General features: G+C 66.4%; 16 protein-coding genes and 1 pseudogene. 13 read left to right on the top strand and 4 right to left on the bottom strand.

Annotated elements, in window-relative coordinates; genetic code table 11:
* Positions 1-90: 90 nt before the first annotated feature.
* The 6 genes from ACKAE7_RS18340 to ACKAE7_RS18315 all read left to right on the top strand — a co-directional run bounded on the left by ACKAE7_RS18340 (position 91) and on the right by ACKAE7_RS18315 (position 6,015).
* Entirely contained in the window at positions 91-1,647 is a 1,557-nt protein-coding gene (locus tag ACKAE7_RS18340; protein ID WP_408979950.1) for a glycosyl hydrolase family 95 catalytic domain-containing protein, read from the top strand.
* Positions 1,648-1,649: 2 nt separating this feature from the next.
* A complete protein-coding gene (locus ACKAE7_RS18335; protein WP_408979951.1) occupies positions 1,650-2,669 on the top strand; it encodes an acetylxylan esterase in 1,020 nt (339 codons plus the stop codon).
* 54 nt (positions 2,670-2,723) lie between these two features.
* Positions 2,724-4,052: a glycoside-pentoside-hexuronide (GPH):cation symporter gene (locus ACKAE7_RS18330; protein ID WP_408979949.1), complete on the top strand. Its 1,329-nt coding sequence runs from the start codon at positions 2,724-2,726 to the stop codon at positions 4,050-4,052.
* Between the two features lie 215 nt (positions 4,053-4,267).
* A complete protein-coding gene (locus ACKAE7_RS18325) occupies positions 4,268-5,413 on the top strand; it encodes a 3-deoxy-7-phosphoheptulonate synthase (RefSeq protein WP_229666500.1) in 1,146 nt (381 codons plus the stop codon).
* Positions 5,414-5,555: 142 nt separating this feature from the next.
* On the top strand, positions 5,556-5,768 hold the full coding sequence (locus ACKAE7_RS18320) for a helix-turn-helix domain-containing protein (RefSeq protein ID WP_066278759.1): 213 nt from the start codon (positions 5,556-5,558) through the stop codon (positions 5,766-5,768).
* 148 nt (positions 5,769-5,916) lie between these two features.
* Positions 5,917-6,015, top strand: a complete 99-nt coding sequence (locus ACKAE7_RS18315) for a 30S ribosomal protein bS22 (protein WP_003792170.1) — start codon at positions 5,917-5,919, stop codon at positions 6,013-6,015.
* Positions 6,016-6,138: 123 nt separating this feature from the next.
* On the opposite strand, the gene ACKAE7_RS18310 is transcribed toward ACKAE7_RS18315, so the two are convergent.
* Positions 6,139-6,957: an HAD family phosphatase gene (locus tag ACKAE7_RS18310; RefSeq protein ID WP_104184663.1), complete on the bottom strand. Its 819-nt coding sequence runs from the start codon at positions 6,955-6,957 to the stop codon at positions 6,139-6,141.
* 100 nt (positions 6,958-7,057) lie between these two features.
* Here ACKAE7_RS18310 and ACKAE7_RS18305 point away from each other — a divergent pair, with 100 nt between their 5' ends.
* Complete coding sequence (locus ACKAE7_RS18305; RefSeq protein ID WP_408979948.1) at positions 7,058-7,312, top strand: glutaredoxin family protein; 255 nt, start codon at positions 7,058-7,060, stop codon at positions 7,310-7,312.
* A 118-nt stretch (positions 7,313-7,430) separates the two neighbouring features.
* Complete coding sequence (locus tag ACKAE7_RS18300) at positions 7,431-8,135, top strand: redox-sensing transcriptional repressor Rex (protein WP_066278751.1); 705 nt, start codon at positions 7,431-7,433, stop codon at positions 8,133-8,135.
* 62 nt (positions 8,136-8,197) lie between these two features.
* Here the strand turns inward: ACKAE7_RS18300 and ACKAE7_RS18295 are convergent, their stop codons facing one another.
* The 3 genes from ACKAE7_RS18295 to ACKAE7_RS18285 form a co-directional block, all read right to left on the bottom strand.
* Positions 8,198-9,001 (bottom strand): hypothetical protein, encoded by an 804-nt coding sequence (locus ACKAE7_RS18295; RefSeq protein ID WP_408979947.1) that lies wholly within the window; start codon positions 8,999-9,001, stop codon positions 8,198-8,200.
* 109 nt (positions 9,002-9,110) lie between these two features.
* The gene (locus tag ACKAE7_RS18290; RefSeq protein WP_191035585.1) at positions 9,111-9,575 is read right to left on the bottom strand and encodes a hypothetical protein; all 465 of its coding nucleotides are present in this window, start codon (positions 9,573-9,575) and stop codon (positions 9,111-9,113) included.
* Between the two features lie 109 nt (positions 9,576-9,684).
* Positions 9,685-10,233, bottom strand: coding sequence for a YceI family protein (locus ACKAE7_RS18285; protein ID WP_188812605.1), 549 nt, complete (start codon positions 10,231-10,233; stop codon positions 9,685-9,687).
* 211 nt (positions 10,234-10,444) lie between these two features.
* Here ACKAE7_RS18285 and ACKAE7_RS18280 point away from each other — a divergent pair, with 211 nt between their 5' ends.
* The 5 genes and pseudogenes from ACKAE7_RS18280 to ACKAE7_RS18260 all read left to right on the top strand — a co-directional run.
* Complete coding sequence (locus tag ACKAE7_RS18280) at positions 10,445-11,125, top strand: histidine phosphatase family protein (protein WP_188726884.1); 681 nt, start codon at positions 10,445-10,447, stop codon at positions 11,123-11,125.
* Between the two features lie 2 nt (positions 11,126-11,127).
* The gene (locus ACKAE7_RS18275; protein ID WP_310112869.1) at positions 11,128-11,742 is read left to right on the top strand and encodes a TlpA disulfide reductase family protein; all 615 of its coding nucleotides are present in this window, start codon (positions 11,128-11,130) and stop codon (positions 11,740-11,742) included.
* A gap of 14 nt (positions 11,743-11,756) precedes the next feature.
* The gene (locus ACKAE7_RS18270) at positions 11,757-12,512 is read left to right on the top strand and encodes a cytochrome c biogenesis CcdA family protein (protein ID WP_188812606.1); all 756 of its coding nucleotides are present in this window, start codon (positions 11,757-11,759) and stop codon (positions 12,510-12,512) included.
* Positions 12,512-14,281 carry a cytochrome c biogenesis protein ResB gene (locus ACKAE7_RS18265; protein ID WP_408979946.1) on the top strand — a complete coding sequence of 590 codons (1,770 nt, stop codon included), beginning with the start codon at positions 12,512-12,514 and terminating at the stop codon, positions 14,279-14,281. The genes ACKAE7_RS18270 and ACKAE7_RS18265 overlap by 1 nt, the downstream gene beginning before the upstream one ends.
* Positions 14,281-14,619, top strand: a pseudogene (locus ACKAE7_RS18260) (c-type cytochrome biogenesis protein CcsB); the annotation flags it as partial. The gene ACKAE7_RS18265 and the pseudogene ACKAE7_RS18260, both read left to right, overlap by 1 nt.
* Between the last annotated feature and the right edge of the window lie 74 nt (positions 14,620-14,693).

The following is a 14,693-nucleotide window of genomic DNA, read 5'->3' as shown; positions in this document are numbered from 1 at the left end:
CAGGAAAAACGCAGCCACCCCACTAATCAGTGAGCCGCCACCGCAATCCGACCGAATCTGAACCCGGCCTCCCCGGAGTTCGATGTTCCGGTGCGGGAGGGCGGGGATACGGGCCGGCGGCTGCTGGCGGCCAACGCCCACCCTGGCGGGCCGCTGGCGGCCGACCCGGGCATGGCTGCGCTGCTCTTCAACTACGGGCGGTACCTGCTGATCTCCAGCTCGCGGTCCGCCCCTGCGGGCTCCCGGCAGGGGACAGCCTGGCGCGGAGTGCCGGCCAACCTCCAGGGCCTCTGGAACTCCGAGCTGCCGGCCCCCTGGAGCTCCAACTACACCACCAACATCAACCTGCAGATGAATTACTGGGGCGCCGAACCCACCGGCCTGGCCGAGTGTGTGGAACCGCTCTTTGCCCTCATTGAGGCGATGCAGGGGACCGGGGCCGAGGTGGCCCGGGAGTATTACGGTGCCCGCGGCTGGGCCGTGCACCACAACTCGGATCTGTGGGCCTACGCAAAACCTGTGGGGCACGGGGCGCATTCGCCGGAGTGGGCGTACTGGCCCATGGCAGGCCTCTGGCTGGTGCGGCACCTGTGGGAGCATCTGCAGTTTGGCAGCACGGACAGTTCCGCGGACGCGGACACTTTCGCCCCGGACAGTTTCGCCCGGGACACAGCCTGGCCGGCCATCCGCGGTGCCGCTGAATTCGCCCTGGACCTGCTGGTTGAGCTCCCCGACGGCTCGTTGGGAACCAGCCCCTCCACGTCCCCGGAGAACACGTTTGCGGCCGCAGACCCGTCCACCGGCACGCGGGTGCAGGGCTCGGCTGCCCGCTCCGCCACCATGGACCTGACCCTCATCGGCGATGTTTTCCGGATGCTGGACGCCCTGGCCCGCAGCCTCGGCCTGGAGGATGATCCCGTGGCCTCCGCAGCACGCGGCGCCCTGCCCCGGCTTCCCGCGCCGGCACCCGGACGCGGCGGAAAGCTCCGCGAGTGGCTTGATGATCCGGAGGAATGGGAACCCGGGCACCGGCACGTCAGCCACCTCTACCTCGCCTATCCCGGGGACACGCCGATCAGTCCCGGGCTCGAAGCGGCCGTCCGGGCCAGCCTGGACGGCCGGGGTGACGAAGCCACCGGCTGGTCGCTGGCCTGGAAGATCCTGCTGCGCGCACGGCTCCGCCAGGCCGGAAAGGTCAGCGACCTCCTGCGGCTCTACTTCCGGGACATGGAGACACCCCGCGGTGGCCAAAGCGGAGGCCTGTACCCCAACCTCTTCGGCGCCCACCCGCCGTTCCAGATCGACGGAAACCTCGGGTACGTGGCCGCCTTGGCCGAGTGCCTGGTCCAGAGCCACCGCACCGTGGACGGGCTGCACGAGATAGAGCTGCTTCCCGCCCTCCCCTCCGAACTGCCCGCCGGCCGGGCCGGGCGGCTCCGGGCACGGCCCGGGGTGGACGTGGACCTGGACTGGCGGGACGGGCTGCTGGTGCAGGCAACCCTGGCCGCACGGAAGCCGGTCAAGGTCCTGGTCCGGTATGGACCGGGCGTCAGGGAAGCGCACCTTGAGCCAGGAAAGCCCGCAGTTCTCACCTACAGCGCCCATCGCAGCGCACCTCGCAGCGCCCCTACTGACAGGATTGGATGACCATGCCGCTCTTCGACCTCCCCCTTGCGCAGCTCCGCGCCTACTCCTCGGACGTGACGCCCCCGGAGGACCTGGGCCACTTCTGGGACGCCACCATCAGGGAAGCCCGGGCCTTTCCGCTGGACGCCAGTTTTGAGCCGGTGGAAAACTACCTTTCCGTCATCGACACCTTTGACGTCACCTTCGCAGGCTATGGCGGCGCTCCGGTACGGGGCTGGCTCCACCTCCCGGCTCACAGGGAACCCGGGGCATCATTGCCGGTGGTGGTCCAGTACGTTGGCTACTCCGGCGGCCGCGGGCTGGTCAACCAGGACACCCGCTGGGCCCAGGCCGGCTACGCGCACTTCATCATGGACACCCGCGGGCAGGGCTACGGCGGCACGCTGGGCGATACGCCGGACCCGCACCCCTCCGCCGGGGACGTCGCCCACGCCGGACTCATGACCCGGGGCATCGGGAGCCGCGAGGACTACTACTACCGCCGGGTGTACGTGGACGCCTTCCGGGCCGTGGAAGCCGCCCAGTCCCACCCCGCCGTCGACCCCGCCCGGGTGGTGCTGGCCGGCGTCAGCCAGGGCGGTGGGATCGTGGTGGCCACTGCAGGCCTGGCAGCCGGAAGGCTCGACGGCGTCATCGCCGCACTGCCTGATGTCCCGTTCCTGCAGGACTTTCCCCGGGCCATCGACATCACACCGCGCGGCCCGTACCCCGAGATCGCCCAGTTCCTGGCCCGGCACCGGGACCGGTACGATGCCGCGCTCGCCGTCCTGCGCTACTTCGACGGCGTCAACCTGGCCCGGTGGGCAACAGCCCCTGCGCTGTACTCAGCGGCCCAGATGGACGATATCTGCCCGCCGTCCACAGTCTTCGCAAGTTTTAACGCCTACGGCTCCGGAACGGCAGGCTCCTCCGGAACCGGTGCCGGGAAGGAGATTGAGGTGTACCGGTTCAACAACCACGAGGGCGGCCAGGAACACCACTGGATCCGCCAGCTGCTGTTTCTGCGGAAGATTTTGGGGTAAGTTCCTCCTGCGGGGGTGAGAAAACGGTTTCTTCGCCCGCCGGAACAGGAAGCAATGAAGAAACTCAGCAGGCTCAGTGTCTTTGCCTACGGCGCGGGTGATGCCGCCAACAGCATGATCATCAGCACCGGGAACATGTTCCTGCTCGTCTACTACACGGATGTCGCCGGGATCGGGGCGGCCGCCGCGGGAACCCTGCTGCTTCTGTTGCGGGTCTTCAACGCCTTCACGGACATCGCGGCGGGGCGCATCGTGGACCGCGTCCACAGCAGGCGGTGGGGGAAGTTCCGGCCGTTCCTGATGTTGGGCTTCGTCCCGCTCCTGTTGAGCGTGGCCGTATTCCATGTTCCGGACGTCGAACCGTCCCTGAAGCTGCTCTATGCCTACTGCACGTACGGCCTGGTGTGCGTCGCCTACAGCATGGTCAATGTTCCCTACGGCTGCCTGGTGGGGGCCATGACGCAGGACGCAAGGCAGCGCGCCCGGCTGGGCGGCGCCCGGACCCTTGGCGGGCTGTCCGTCGGCGCCACGCTCGGCTTCTTCATCGCCCCGCTCCTGGGGGCCGGGCAGGACATGCAGCAGGTCTTCACCTGGCTGACCATCACCTTCGCGGTTGTGGGTTCAGCCTTGTACGCCTTCACCGGTGCCGCCTGCGCCGAGCAGGTTCCCGGCACCATCCCCAGGATCACCCTCAGCCAGAGCGTGGCGGCCCTCAAGGCAAATTCGCCGCTGGTGATCCTCTGCGTCAGCTCGGTGCTTTTTGTCACTGGAACATCCGCCACGGGAGCATCCCAGTTCTACTACCTCCGCGATGTCCTGTCCCGGGTGGACCTGTTCCCCCTCATGGCCGCCGCTCAGGTGGCCATCACGCTCACTTTGGCGGTCCTCATTCCGCGTCCGGTGGCGCGCTGGGGCAAGCGTGCTGTCTACAGCGCCGGCGCCGGCCTCGGTGCCGTTGGTGGTCTGCTGGTTTTCCTGGCCCCCGCGGAGGTGCCCCTGCTGGGCGTGGCAGGCCTGGTGCTGGGACTGCTTGCTTCCGCGTCCGTCAGCATTGTCACGTGGGCGCTGATCGCGGACACCGTGGAATACGGCGAGTGGAAGACCGGGGTCCGGGTGCAGGGCATCAACTACGCACTCCTGGCCGCCACCAGGAAGCTGGGCATGGGCTTCGGTGCCGGCGTTGTGGCCTTTTCCCTGGCCTGGGGCGGCTACGCCTCGGGTGCGGCAGAACAGCCGGAATCCGCAACCCTGGCCATCCGGGCCGCGGCGGGACTGCTGCCCGGCGCCCTGGTCCTGGCAGCCGTGGGCATCATGTACTGGTACCGCCTCACGGACCGGAAGCACGCCGAGCTGGTGGCAAGCCTGTCGCGCGACGCAACGTAACCGTTTTGCCATCCGCGGAGGCTGCGGTTATGGTTCATGGCATGACTAACCGTTGGTATGCGTATTTTTCGTTGGCTCTGGAGGGGCCCGCGTCTAACTGACACGCATCCAACTTTCCTTCAGAGCCAACAGGGCAGAGATTATTCTCTGCCCTTCGCCGTTTCTCCGGCGGGTTCTGATCCGGGCCCGCTTCCCATCTGGAACAGGACCCGAACATGAGCACCGCAACAGCCCCCGCAACCACAACCGCCGGCACTTCCGCAACGGAATCCGCGGCCAGGTCCACGTCGAACCTGCGCGTCAGCGAATTCACGGCGCTGCCCACACCGCAGGAACTCATCGCGGAACTGCCCCTGGACGCCCGGGTGGCGGACGTCGTCGAACGCGGACGCGATGAAGTCCGGGCCATCATGGACGGCGTGGATGACCGCCTGCTGGTGATCGTGGGGCCCTGCTCCATCCACGACCCCAAGGCGGGCCTGGAATACGCACGCCGGCTGGTGAGTCAGGCCGAGAAGCACAGGGAAGACCTGCTGATCGTGATGCGCACCTACTTCGAAAAGCCCCGCACCACCGTGGGCTGGAAGGGCCTGATCAACGATCCCCGCCTGGACGGCAGCCACGACATGGTGACCGGCCTCCGCACCGCCCGGCACTTCCTGCAGCAGGTCACCGCCCTGGGCCTCCCCACCGCAACGGAGTTCCTCGAACCCATCAGCCCGCAGTACATGGCCGACCTCATCTCCTGGGGTGCCATCGGGGCGCGGACCACCGAAAGCCAGATCCACCGGCAGCTCGCGTCCGGGCTGTCCATGCCCATCGGCTTCAAGAACGGGACTGACGGCGACCTCCAGGTGGCCATCGACGCCTGCGGTGCAGCCGCCGCGGCACAGGCTTTCCTCGGCATTGACGGTGACGGCCGGGCCGCGCTGGTGTCCACCGCCGGAAACCCGGACACCCACGTCATCCTCCGCGGCGGACGCAAGGGACCCAACTACTCCACCGCCGACGTCGGGGCGGCGTCAGCCAAGCTGGCCGGCAAGCAGCTGAACCCGCGCCTCATCGTGGACGCCAGCCATGCCAACAGCGGCAAGAGCCACCACAGGCAGGCCGAGGTGGCGCTGGAGATCGGTGCGCAGCTCGAGGACGGCGGCACGTCGGCGCAGGCGATTGCCGGCGTCATGCTGGAAAGCTTCCTGGTGGGCGGTGCGCAGAACCTGGATGTTGCGGAGCACGCGGCCGGACGGGCTGAGCTGGTGTACGGGCAGAGTGTCACCGACGCCTGCATGGAGTGGGACGTTTCGGTCTCCGTCCTGGACCAGCTGGCGGCGTCCGCGCGCAAGCGCCGGGAAGCGAACTAGGGGGATTTACTACTTTCACTTCTGCCACAGGAACATCTAGAGTATCTAGATAAGTGGTTGGTGGATGGCTCAGCATCGGAACACCGCATTGGCATGTACCTGGGGTCACTGTTGTCCATCCGTCAGCAAAGGAAATAGGGAAATGTCGGCAGAACAGAACTTCTCCAACGCGAAGTTCCTGACCGTGGCTGAAGTCGCCCAGGTCATGCGCGTCTCCAAAATGACTGTGTACCGGCTGGTGCACTCCGGCGAAATGCCGGCAGTGCGCTTCGGCCGCTCCTACCGGGTTCCGGAACAGGCCGTTGAGCAGTACCTCAAAGGTGCTGTCGTGGACGGCCACACTGAGACAGCTTGAGCAACTGTCCGTAGCCGCCTCCCGGAAGCGGTACCCTGTTAAGGAACGTTTTACGTCATTGTAAGAATCTGTCAGTTGTTCAGTTCGTAGCTCTGTCCACGAACATTTCCATCAGACAGGTACTGCATCTAGTTTGTAAGGAACTTACGTGGGTTCAGTTATTAAGAAGCGTCGCAAGCGTATGGCCAAGAAGAAGCACCGCAAGCTGCTTCGCAAGACCCGTCACCAGCGCCGCAACAAGAAGTAGAGATACTTCAACAGCGCAGAAATGCCCGTCGCCTTCCGAGGCGGCGGGCATTTCTTTATCCCCGGCACCAACCAGGTAGCAGTAAGTGTCGTTTTGAGGGCCCAAAACGACACTTACGGCTACCTAGATGCGCGGGCCCCGGATGCGGGCGAAGCCCTTCCAGAGCCCGTAGACGGCGCCGCCGGCCGTTGCGGCTTTGAGGCCGAACGTGGCTGCTCGCCGGCCGGACCGGAAATCGTAGACCGGCCAGTTGTTGTCGCGGGCGTGCCGGCGCAGGCGGGCATCCGGGTTGATGGCCACCGGGTGGCCTACCAGGGTGAGCAGCGGAATGTCGTTGTAGGAGTCGCTGTACGCCCAGCAGCGCTTGAGGTCCAGCTCCTCGGCGTCCGCAATGGCCTGGACAGCCACGGCCTTGGCCGAACCGTGCAGGATGTCACCCACCAGGCGGCCGGTGTACATGCCCTCGGAAATTTCGCCCACCGTCCCCAGTGCCCCGGTCAGCCCCAGCCGGGTGGAGATCACGGTGGCCACTTCGATGGGGGTGGCGGTCACCAGCCACACCCGGCGGCCCACGCGCAGGTGCTGCTCCGCCAGCGCTTTGGCGCCCGGCCAGATGCGGGAGGCGATCATTTCGTCGTAGACCTCTTCGCCGAGCGCCTTGATGTCGTCAACCGTGATGCCCGCGGCCAGCGTCAGTGCGGAGTCGCGGACTGCGTGGACATCGTCCATGTTTTCGCCGCGGGCCACGAACTTGAGCTGCTTCCACGCGAATCCGGCGGCCTGGGCCATGGTGAACGCCCCGCGCTGGTGCATCTTGCGGGCAACGTGGAAGAGGCTGGCGCCGCGCATCAGGGTGTTGTCCACATCGAAGAACGCCGCCTCGCCCGGTTGCGGCGCAGCAACCGGTTTGGTGACTACGGCAACGTACTTCTCCTCGGGCATGCAGTCGAGTCTAGTCAATCCACTGTTCAATCCCCGTTTAGCCTTGTCCACCCCTTGCCCGGCGTCGCCGGACCCACGGGAACGGGACTACGGTTAAGGCATGGCCATACCCCGCGTTGTCCTGATCACCAAGGCAGACTGCCACCTCTGCGAAGACGCGCGCGACGCCGTCAGCCGGGTTACCGCCTCGCTGGGACTTGAGTGGAGCGAAGAGCTGGTGGACAACCAGCCGGAACTCCGTGAGCGCTACGCGGAGGAAATCCCGGTGGTGCTGGTGGATGGCGTGCAGCGCGACTTCTGGAAAATCGACGAAGCCCGGCTGGCACGCGTGCTCCAGCGGGCCATGGCGCAGTAGGGGAGCAGAACCGTGGCGGAGAGGCTTGTCGCGTCCCTTGCATCGGCGGCACCTGCTTTGATGGCATTGCCGGTTGGGCCCTAGAGTGGAGTCACAACGCGATGCGAGGGAGGGGCTGGTGGCTTCGCTGGATTCAACCCCCCAGGCTGTCCCGGACCTGCCGGGAGCTGCGGGCACGGCAGCCAAACAGATTCCGCCCGCTGCAGTGGCCCGGCTGACACTCTACCTCCGTGCCCTTAATACGCTTCTGGCCGAGGGCGTGGAGCGGGTCTCCTCCGAATCCCTTGCCGAGGCCTCCGGCGTCAGCTCCGCAACGCTCCGCAAGGATCTTTCCCATGTGGGCTCCTACGGCACCCGCGGTGTGGGCTATGAGGTGCAGTACCTCAGCCGGCACATCGCCGCCGCCCTGGGCCTCACCCACGACTGGAAGGTGGCCATCGTCGGTGCCGGCAACCTGGGCAAGGCCCTTGCGCGGTACGGCGGCTTCGAATCCCGGGGCTTCGACGTCGTGGCCATCTTTGACGCGGACCAGATGGTGGTGGGCAACGAGGTCGGCTGGCTGCGCGTCAGCGATGTGGCGGACCTGGAAACCGTGCTCCACCGCACGGGAGCCAATATGGTGGTCCTCGCCCTGCCCGCGTCCGTGGCCCAGGACATCTGCGACCGCGTGGTGGCGGCCGGGGTCCGCAGCGTCCTCAGCTTCGCCCCCATCATGCTCCAGGTGCCGGAAGGCGTTAACCTTCGCAAGGTGGACATGGCAACGGAACTGCAGATCCTCGCCTATCACGCACAACGGGCGCAGGCCCCGGGGCAGACCGCCTAGATTACGTCAGCGGTGCTTGCTGGTTCCGGGGCCCACGCCCGAAGGGTGGGTGGTGCTTGGAGTTACCGTCCGTACGGGTTACCCATATTGCCGCCGTAAGGGTTGGCGAACGGCTGCTGGCGCCGGAAATACGGGGCCGAGGCCGGCAGGTAGAGCAGCACGATGGCCGCGATCCCCAGCAGGGTGCCGATGGTTGCAAAGCTTGGCGGGCCGAAGAGGCCGAAGATGGACAGTGCCGCGAAGACCGTGCCCAGGATCCGTGCCCAGTTCTTGCCCTTGCGGACGAAGAATGCCACCAGCAAGTAGAGGGCGAGCCCGATGATGGCGAACACCACCAGGGTGCCGGCGATGACGCCCTTCATATCCTCGTAGGTGACTCCAGCGCCGCTGCCCTCAATCTGAGTTTCGAAGGCGTCTCGGAACATGGGATCGTCCAGCGTGGTCAGCCCGGTCAGCATCGAAATGACAAAGATCGCGGCGGATGCAATCAACAGCCAGAAGGAGATGTTGACCATCTGGGGGACGCCCGTGCTGCCGGACGGCTGGGGCTGCTCCGACGGATACTGCGCGTACGGGGACTGTCCGTACGGCTGCTGGCCATAGCCGGGTGCTGCCGGCGGATTCTGTCCGAACTGCGGCGGGTTCTGCCCGTACTGGGGTGCGCCGGACTGGCCGTACTGCGGCGGGTTCTGCCCATACTGCGGGGCATTCTGTCCATACTGCGGTGCTCCGGACTGCTGGCCGTACTGGGGCTGGTTTTGGCCATACTGGGGTGCATTCTGGCCGTAGCGCGGACCCTGGCTGCCAGACTCGGAGCCGGGCTCGGGCTCGTTCGGAACGGGAGGCGGGACGGGGGGAGTGCTCATGGGCGGTCCTTTTGCGTGTCGGGTTCCAGGTAAATCGCCGGGATCGGTCCTGTCCCCTACCCCCAGCATCACTTACGTCCACCGTACCCCCGGGCAGGCGCCTTGTGGGTCATTCGGAAGAGGTATTCCCGGAGCGGGCCGCCGTGAAGAAGGCTTGGGAATTGGGCAGCCACAGCAGGACCGTTGCCGCCAGGCTGATGAGGAACGTTGCCCAGTTGCCGCCCTGGCCCACGCCCATCATGGCGTTGGCCACCGCCAGGATTAGGGTGGCGCCGGTGAGGGCCGTGAGGCCCAGCCGGGCCCAATGCTTTCCGTCCTTCATGGCAAGGGCGAGGACAATCTGCGCAGCACCGACCGCTGCCGCCAGCAGCATGAGCAGGAGCACCAGCGTGGCCGCCCCTGGTGCCGCGGCAAAGAGCACCAGCGACGCCAGCATGCCCAGCATTCCACCCAGCAGGCCCAGGATGCCGCCCACAAACCAGATCCAGAAGGAGACCTTGAGTTCGGTGGGCAGGCCCGTCACCAGGAACATTCGGGCAAAACCGCTCCGCGGCGCGCTGGGTGAATTGCTCATGGCCCTCACTGTAAACCCCGCCGGGACCCGGAAGGAGCGGTGTGCTTAAAGACGGCACCCCGGCGCCGGACTGCGGGAGTCCAGGGCCGGGGTGCCGGAGCGGAAGGAATTATGCCGCGGGAGCGATGAAGGCGAGTTCGAGGTTGATGGCAACCTTGTCGCTCACCAGGACGCCGCCGGTCTCGAGGATGGCGTTCCAGGTCAGGCCGAAGTCCTTGCGGCTGATTGTGGTCTCGGCGGAAACGCCTGCACGGGTGTTGCCGAAGGGGTCAACAGCCACACCGTTGAACTCGGTGTCCAGGGTGACGGGGCGGGTGACACCCTTGATGGTTAGGTCGCCGGTCAGCTCGTAGCTGTCGCCCTTGGCCACGAGGCCGTTGGAGACAAAGGAGATTTCGGGAAACTTCTCCACGTCGAAGAAGTCCTCGCCCTTGACGTGGCCGTCGCGGTTTACGTCGCCGGAATCGAAGCTGGCGGTGTTGATGGTGGCGTTGATCCGGGCGCCGGTGACGTCCTCGGGGAGGTCAAGGGTGGCATCGGCTTCGGTGAACTGGCCGCGGACCTTGCTGATGCCTGCGTGGCGGACCGTGAAGCCGATCTCGCTGTGTGAGTTGTCCAGGGTCCAGGTGCCGGTGGTGATGTCTGCGGGAAGTGCCATGGTGATGCTCCTTGGGTTTGCGTACTGTCGGGTTTGCTGTTGAAACTTCATCTGTTGAAGTCTCAACTAACTGCTGCATCCAGTATAAACATGCATTTGCATGTTTTGTTCCCGACTTCGGAACATTTCTTCAAAAACTTCAGTTCTACTCTCTGTAGAAGCTTGTGCGGGAGATTTCGGATCGCACGCCATCTTTGAGAAACTGGTAAACATGCCCCAAGCCACTGTCCATTTGCTCCGCCACGGCGAGGTCCACAATCCCGACGGCGTTCTGTACGGACGGCTGCCCGAATTCCACCTCTCCGAACTGGGGCAGGAGATGGCACGCACCCTCGCCGAACACTTCAGCCGCCGCGCCGCCGGCGGTGCCCGTATCACCTACCTGGCAGCCTCGCCGCTGGACCGTGCGCAGGAAACTGCCCGGCCGACGTCGGACGCCCTGCGCCTGCAGATCCACACGGACGAGCGGATCATCGAGGCGGAGAACTACTTCGAGGGCATGAGGGTCACCAAGGCTGAGCTGCGCCGCCCGAAGCACTGGCCGCGGCTGGTCAATCCGCTGCGGCCGTCCTGGGGCGAACCGTACAAGAAGCAGGCTTCCCGGGTGATGGAGGCGGTCCAGGACGCGCGGCTGCGTGCCATCGAACTGGCGGCCGGGGACTTCGGGACGGACGGGCCGGAAGCCATCATGGTCAGCCACCAGCTACCCATCTGGGCCACCCGCCTCAGCGCTGAGGGAAAGCCGCTGTGGCATGACCCGCGGAAACGCGAATGCACCCTGACCTCCATTACCTCCCTGGTGTTCGACGACGCCGGCACGCTCCTGCGCGTGCAGTACAGCGAACCGGCGGCTTCCCTTCTTCCGGGTGCGTCCAGCACCCCTGGAGCCTAGCTGTGACCCACCGCAATCCCGTGACCTCCCGCCGGAGCCTGCTGGCTGCCGGCGGCCTGGCCCTGACCGCTGTGACCCTGGGCCTGTCCGGCTGCGCCCAGGAGGATGCCCTGGCGCAGCAGGCCAAGGCAGGGGACAACAAAAACTATGTTGCCGGCGACGGCTCCGTGACGGAGTTTGCGGCCGGGGACCGCAAGTCCGCCATCCAGGTCAACGGAACGCTCTTCAACGGCACCACCGTGGCGCCCGCCGACTTCCAGGGCAGGGTGACGGTGCTGAACTTCTGGTTCGCCGCCTGCGCCCCGTGCCGCGTGGAGGCCCCCATCCTGGAAGAGCTCCACCAGGAGTTCAAGGACCAGGGCGTGCAGTTCTACGGCGTCAACCTGCGGGACGAGAAAGCCACCGCCGAGGCCTTCGAAAAGACCTTCAACCTGACCTACCCCAGCTTTGACGACAAGGACGGCGGCGTCCTCCTGGCTGTCTCCGGACTGGTTCCGCCCGGCGCGGTCCCCACCACCCTGGTGCTGGACAAGCAGGGCCGCGTGGCCTCCCGTGTCCTGGGCGAAGTCCAAAAGGGCACCCTGAAGGCCCTCATCGCTGCCGCCGTGGCAGAGTAGCGGCGGTCCGGACCGTGAACAGCCCCTTCGCCGAAGCCATCCTGAACGGCTCGCTCCTGCTTGCCATCCCGGTGGCCCTGCTGGCCGGACTGGTTTCCTTCCTCTCTCCATGCGTGCTGCCCCTGGTCCCCGGATACCTGGGCTACGTCACCGGGCTCAGTGGCGTGGACCTGCAGAAGCAGAAGCGCGGCCGGATGCTGGTGGGCATCGGGCTGTTCGTGCTCGGTTTCTCGGTCATTTTCGTCCTCCTCGGCGGGGCTTTCGGCCAGCTGGGAACCCTGATCACCGGTTCTCAGAATGCGTGGATCACCCAGCTCCTGGGCATCCTGGTGATTGTCATGGGCGTCGTCTTCATGGGCGGCTTCAGCTGGCTGCAGCGCGACGCCAAGATCTCCGCCAGGCCGCCGGCCGGGCTCTGGGGAGCGCCGCTGCTGGGCCTGACCTTCGGGCTGGGCTGGGCGCCGTGCATCGGGCCCACCTACTCGGCCGTGCAGCTGCTGAGCCTTTCCGGGGGATCGTCCGCGGCCAAGGGCGCCTTCCTGGCCTTCGTCTACAGCCTGGGCCTGGGCATCCCCTTCCTGCTGATCGCACTGGCGGTCCGCCGGGGGATGGGTGTGATGGCGTTCTTCCGCAAGCACCGCCTGGCCATCCAGCGCACCGGCGGGGGCATCCTGGTGGTGCTGGGCCTGCTGATGGCCAGCGGCGTCTGGGGCGCCTGGGTGACCGAACTCCAGTACTGGTTCCAAACCGATGTGAAGTTGCCGATCTGATGAGCGAGCGCGTGAACGTAGAGAAAAAGTCCTCCACCCCGGCGACGCGCGACGGTGTGGCAGCGGCCAAGGCTGACGCCGCGCTTCCCGCACTGGGTCCCAATGAGATGCTGCGCTGGGCCTGGACCCAGCTGACCAGCATGCGCACGGCGCTGTTCCTGCTGCTGCTCCTGGCCGTTGCCGCCGTTCCGGGCTCGCTGTTCCCGCAGCGCCCCGCCAACCCGTCCGTGGTCACCCAGTACATCAAGGACAACCCGGACTACGGCAAGCTGCTGGACACCCTGCAGCTGTACGACGTCTACTCCTCGGCCTGGTTCTCGGCCATCTACCTGCTGCTGTTCATCTCCCTGATCGGCTGCGTGGTACCGCGCGCCATCGCCCACTACAAGGCGATGCGGTCCCAGCCGCCGCGAACCCCCAAGCGGCTCTCCCGCCTCCCCGAGTACGGGACCCTGGTGATACCCGCCCGGGCCGGGATCCCGGCGTCGGACGCCATCCACGGCGCCGCCGGACTGCTGAAGAAGCGCGGCTACCGCGTTGAGGTAAGGGACGACGACGGCGCGCGGCCGTCTTTGGGGGCCGAGCGCGGCTTCCTGAAGGAAGTGGGCAACCTCGTCTTCCACACGTCCCTCATCGGCGTCCTGGTGTCCGTGGCCATCGGCGGCCTGTTCGGCTACAGCGGCCAGCGGATCCTGGTGGAGGGGGACACGTTCGTGAACACCCTGGTGGGCTACGACCAGTTCACGCCCGGCACCAATTTCCAGTCCAGCCAGCTGCAGCCCTATTCCATCCAGCTGGACAAGTTCGACATCACGTTCGACCGCGAGTCCGAGGGCAAGTTCGGCCAGCCGATCGATTTCTCGGCCGCAGTGACCACCAGGGAAAACCCGGATGCGCCCGCGCGGCAGGAAACCCTGAAGGTCAACGATCCCGTCACCCTGGGCGGCACCAGCATCTACCTCACCGGCAACGGCTATGCCCCCGTGGTGACCATCCGGGACGGCGCCGGCAACGTGGCCATGCAGGGCCCCGTGGTGGCCAAGCTGCAAGGGGACAACTACTACTCCTCCGTGGTGATCAAGGTCCCCGACGCCGCGCCCGACCAGCTCGGATTCGCCGGCTTCTTCCTGCCCACTGCCTTCATCACCGATGAGGGGGTTTCCTTCAGCGGTGACCCGGAACTCTTCAACCCGCAGCTCACGCTCAACTCCTACTACGGCGACCTTGGCCTGGATGACGGAGCGCCGCAGAACGTCTTCGAACTGGACGTCAAGGACCTTACCCCGCTCAACGCCCGCAACCTGGACGCCGGCGGCATTACCCTCTCGCCGGGGACCAGCTACACACTCCCTGACGGGAAGGGCAGCATCAGCTTCGACGGCGTCAAGCGGTACATCGGAGTGGACATCCACCACAACCCAGGCCAGCTCTACGCCCTGATCTTCGCGCTGCTGGCCGTGGCCGGCTTGATCCTCTCGCTGTACGTCAACCGCCGCCGCGTGTGGATCCGCACCGGCACCCACGAGGACGGCCGCACCATGGTTGAGTACGGGCTCCTGGCCCGCGGCGAGGACCACCGGCTTGCCGGGGAAGCGGCAGCCCTCCGGAAGCTGCTGACCGAAGAGTGGCAGCTGGATCCGGACCAGGGCCCGCCCCGGCCCTCACAGGAAACTCCCGGCAGCCCGGGGGACAATAGCACCGGAGCTGCCGCAACCACAGGCCCAGCCACCACCCCAGCCGGCCCCACCGGGCCCGAAAAGGACCAGTAATGCCGTACGGAATTAACGAAACCATGGGCCAGTACAGCGAGCTCTTTATGCTGCTGGCGGCCGGCACGTACACCGTCGCCTTCATCGCTTTCGCCTGGGACCTGGCCAAGAGCAGCAAGGCGCTGCGCGCGATCGACCTCAAGGCTGCGCAGGCCTCGCAGTCCGGCCAGGCCCAGGACGCAGCCAGGGTTCCGGTGGCAGCCGGGGTGGGGGAACACGCCGCATCCGCTGACGGCTCCCGTGCCGACTCCGCCGGGACGCACCTGGGCGGACCGGCCGGCAGGGCCGAGCGGCCGTCGTCGTCCACCACCAAGGCAGCGGGTACGGGAGGCGGGGGAGTTTAAGGCCGGGCGGCAGCCCATCAATGCTGCCGCCCGTTCCGTGGGCCCTGATGGTGATCCGGGAGGTGTCC

This window comes from Pseudarthrobacter sp. NKDBFgelt, assembly GCF_046097905.1.
Lineage (GTDB): Bacteria > Actinomycetota > Actinomycetes > Actinomycetales > Micrococcaceae > Arthrobacter > Arthrobacter polychromogenes.
Note: the sequence above shows the minus strand (reverse complement) of the source record. Positions and strands in the feature narration are given on the sequence as shown.

Coding starts and splice junctions, on each gene's coding strand:
- ACKAE7_RS18335 (WP_408979951.1), top strand. CDS start 1,650: ATGCCGCTCTTCGACCTCCCCCTTGCGCAGCTCCGCGCCTACTCCTCG.
- ACKAE7_RS18330 (WP_408979949.1), top strand. CDS start 2,724: ATGAAGAAACTCAGCAGGCTCAGTGTCTTTGCCTACGGCGCGGGTGAT.
- ACKAE7_RS18325 (WP_229666500.1), top strand. CDS start 4,268: ATGAGCACCGCAACAGCCCCCGCAACCACAACCGCCGGCACTTCCGCA.
- ACKAE7_RS18320 (WP_066278759.1), top strand. CDS start 5,556: ATGTCGGCAGAACAGAACTTCTCCAACGCGAAGTTCCTGACCGTGGCT.
- ACKAE7_RS18310 (WP_104184663.1), bottom strand. CDS start 6,957: ATGCCCGAGGAGAAGTACGTTGCCGTAGTCACCAAACCGGTTGCTGCG.
- ACKAE7_RS18305 (WP_408979948.1), top strand. CDS start 7,058: ATGGCCATACCCCGCGTTGTCCTGATCACCAAGGCAGACTGCCACCTC.
- ACKAE7_RS18295 (WP_408979947.1), bottom strand. CDS start 9,001: ATGAGCACTCCCCCCGTCCCGCCTCCCGTTCCGAACGAGCCCGAGCCC.
- ACKAE7_RS18290 (WP_191035585.1), bottom strand. CDS start 9,575: ATGAGCAATTCACCCAGCGCGCCGCGGAGCGGTTTTGCCCGAATGTTC.
- ACKAE7_RS18285 (WP_188812605.1), bottom strand. CDS start 10,233: ATGGCACTTCCCGCAGACATCACCACCGGCACCTGGACCCTGGACAAC.
- ACKAE7_RS18280 (WP_188726884.1), top strand. CDS start 10,445: ATGCCCCAAGCCACTGTCCATTTGCTCCGCCACGGCGAGGTCCACAAT.
- ACKAE7_RS18265 (WP_408979946.1), top strand. CDS start 12,512: ATGAGCGAGCGCGTGAACGTAGAGAAAAAGTCCTCCACCCCGGCGACG.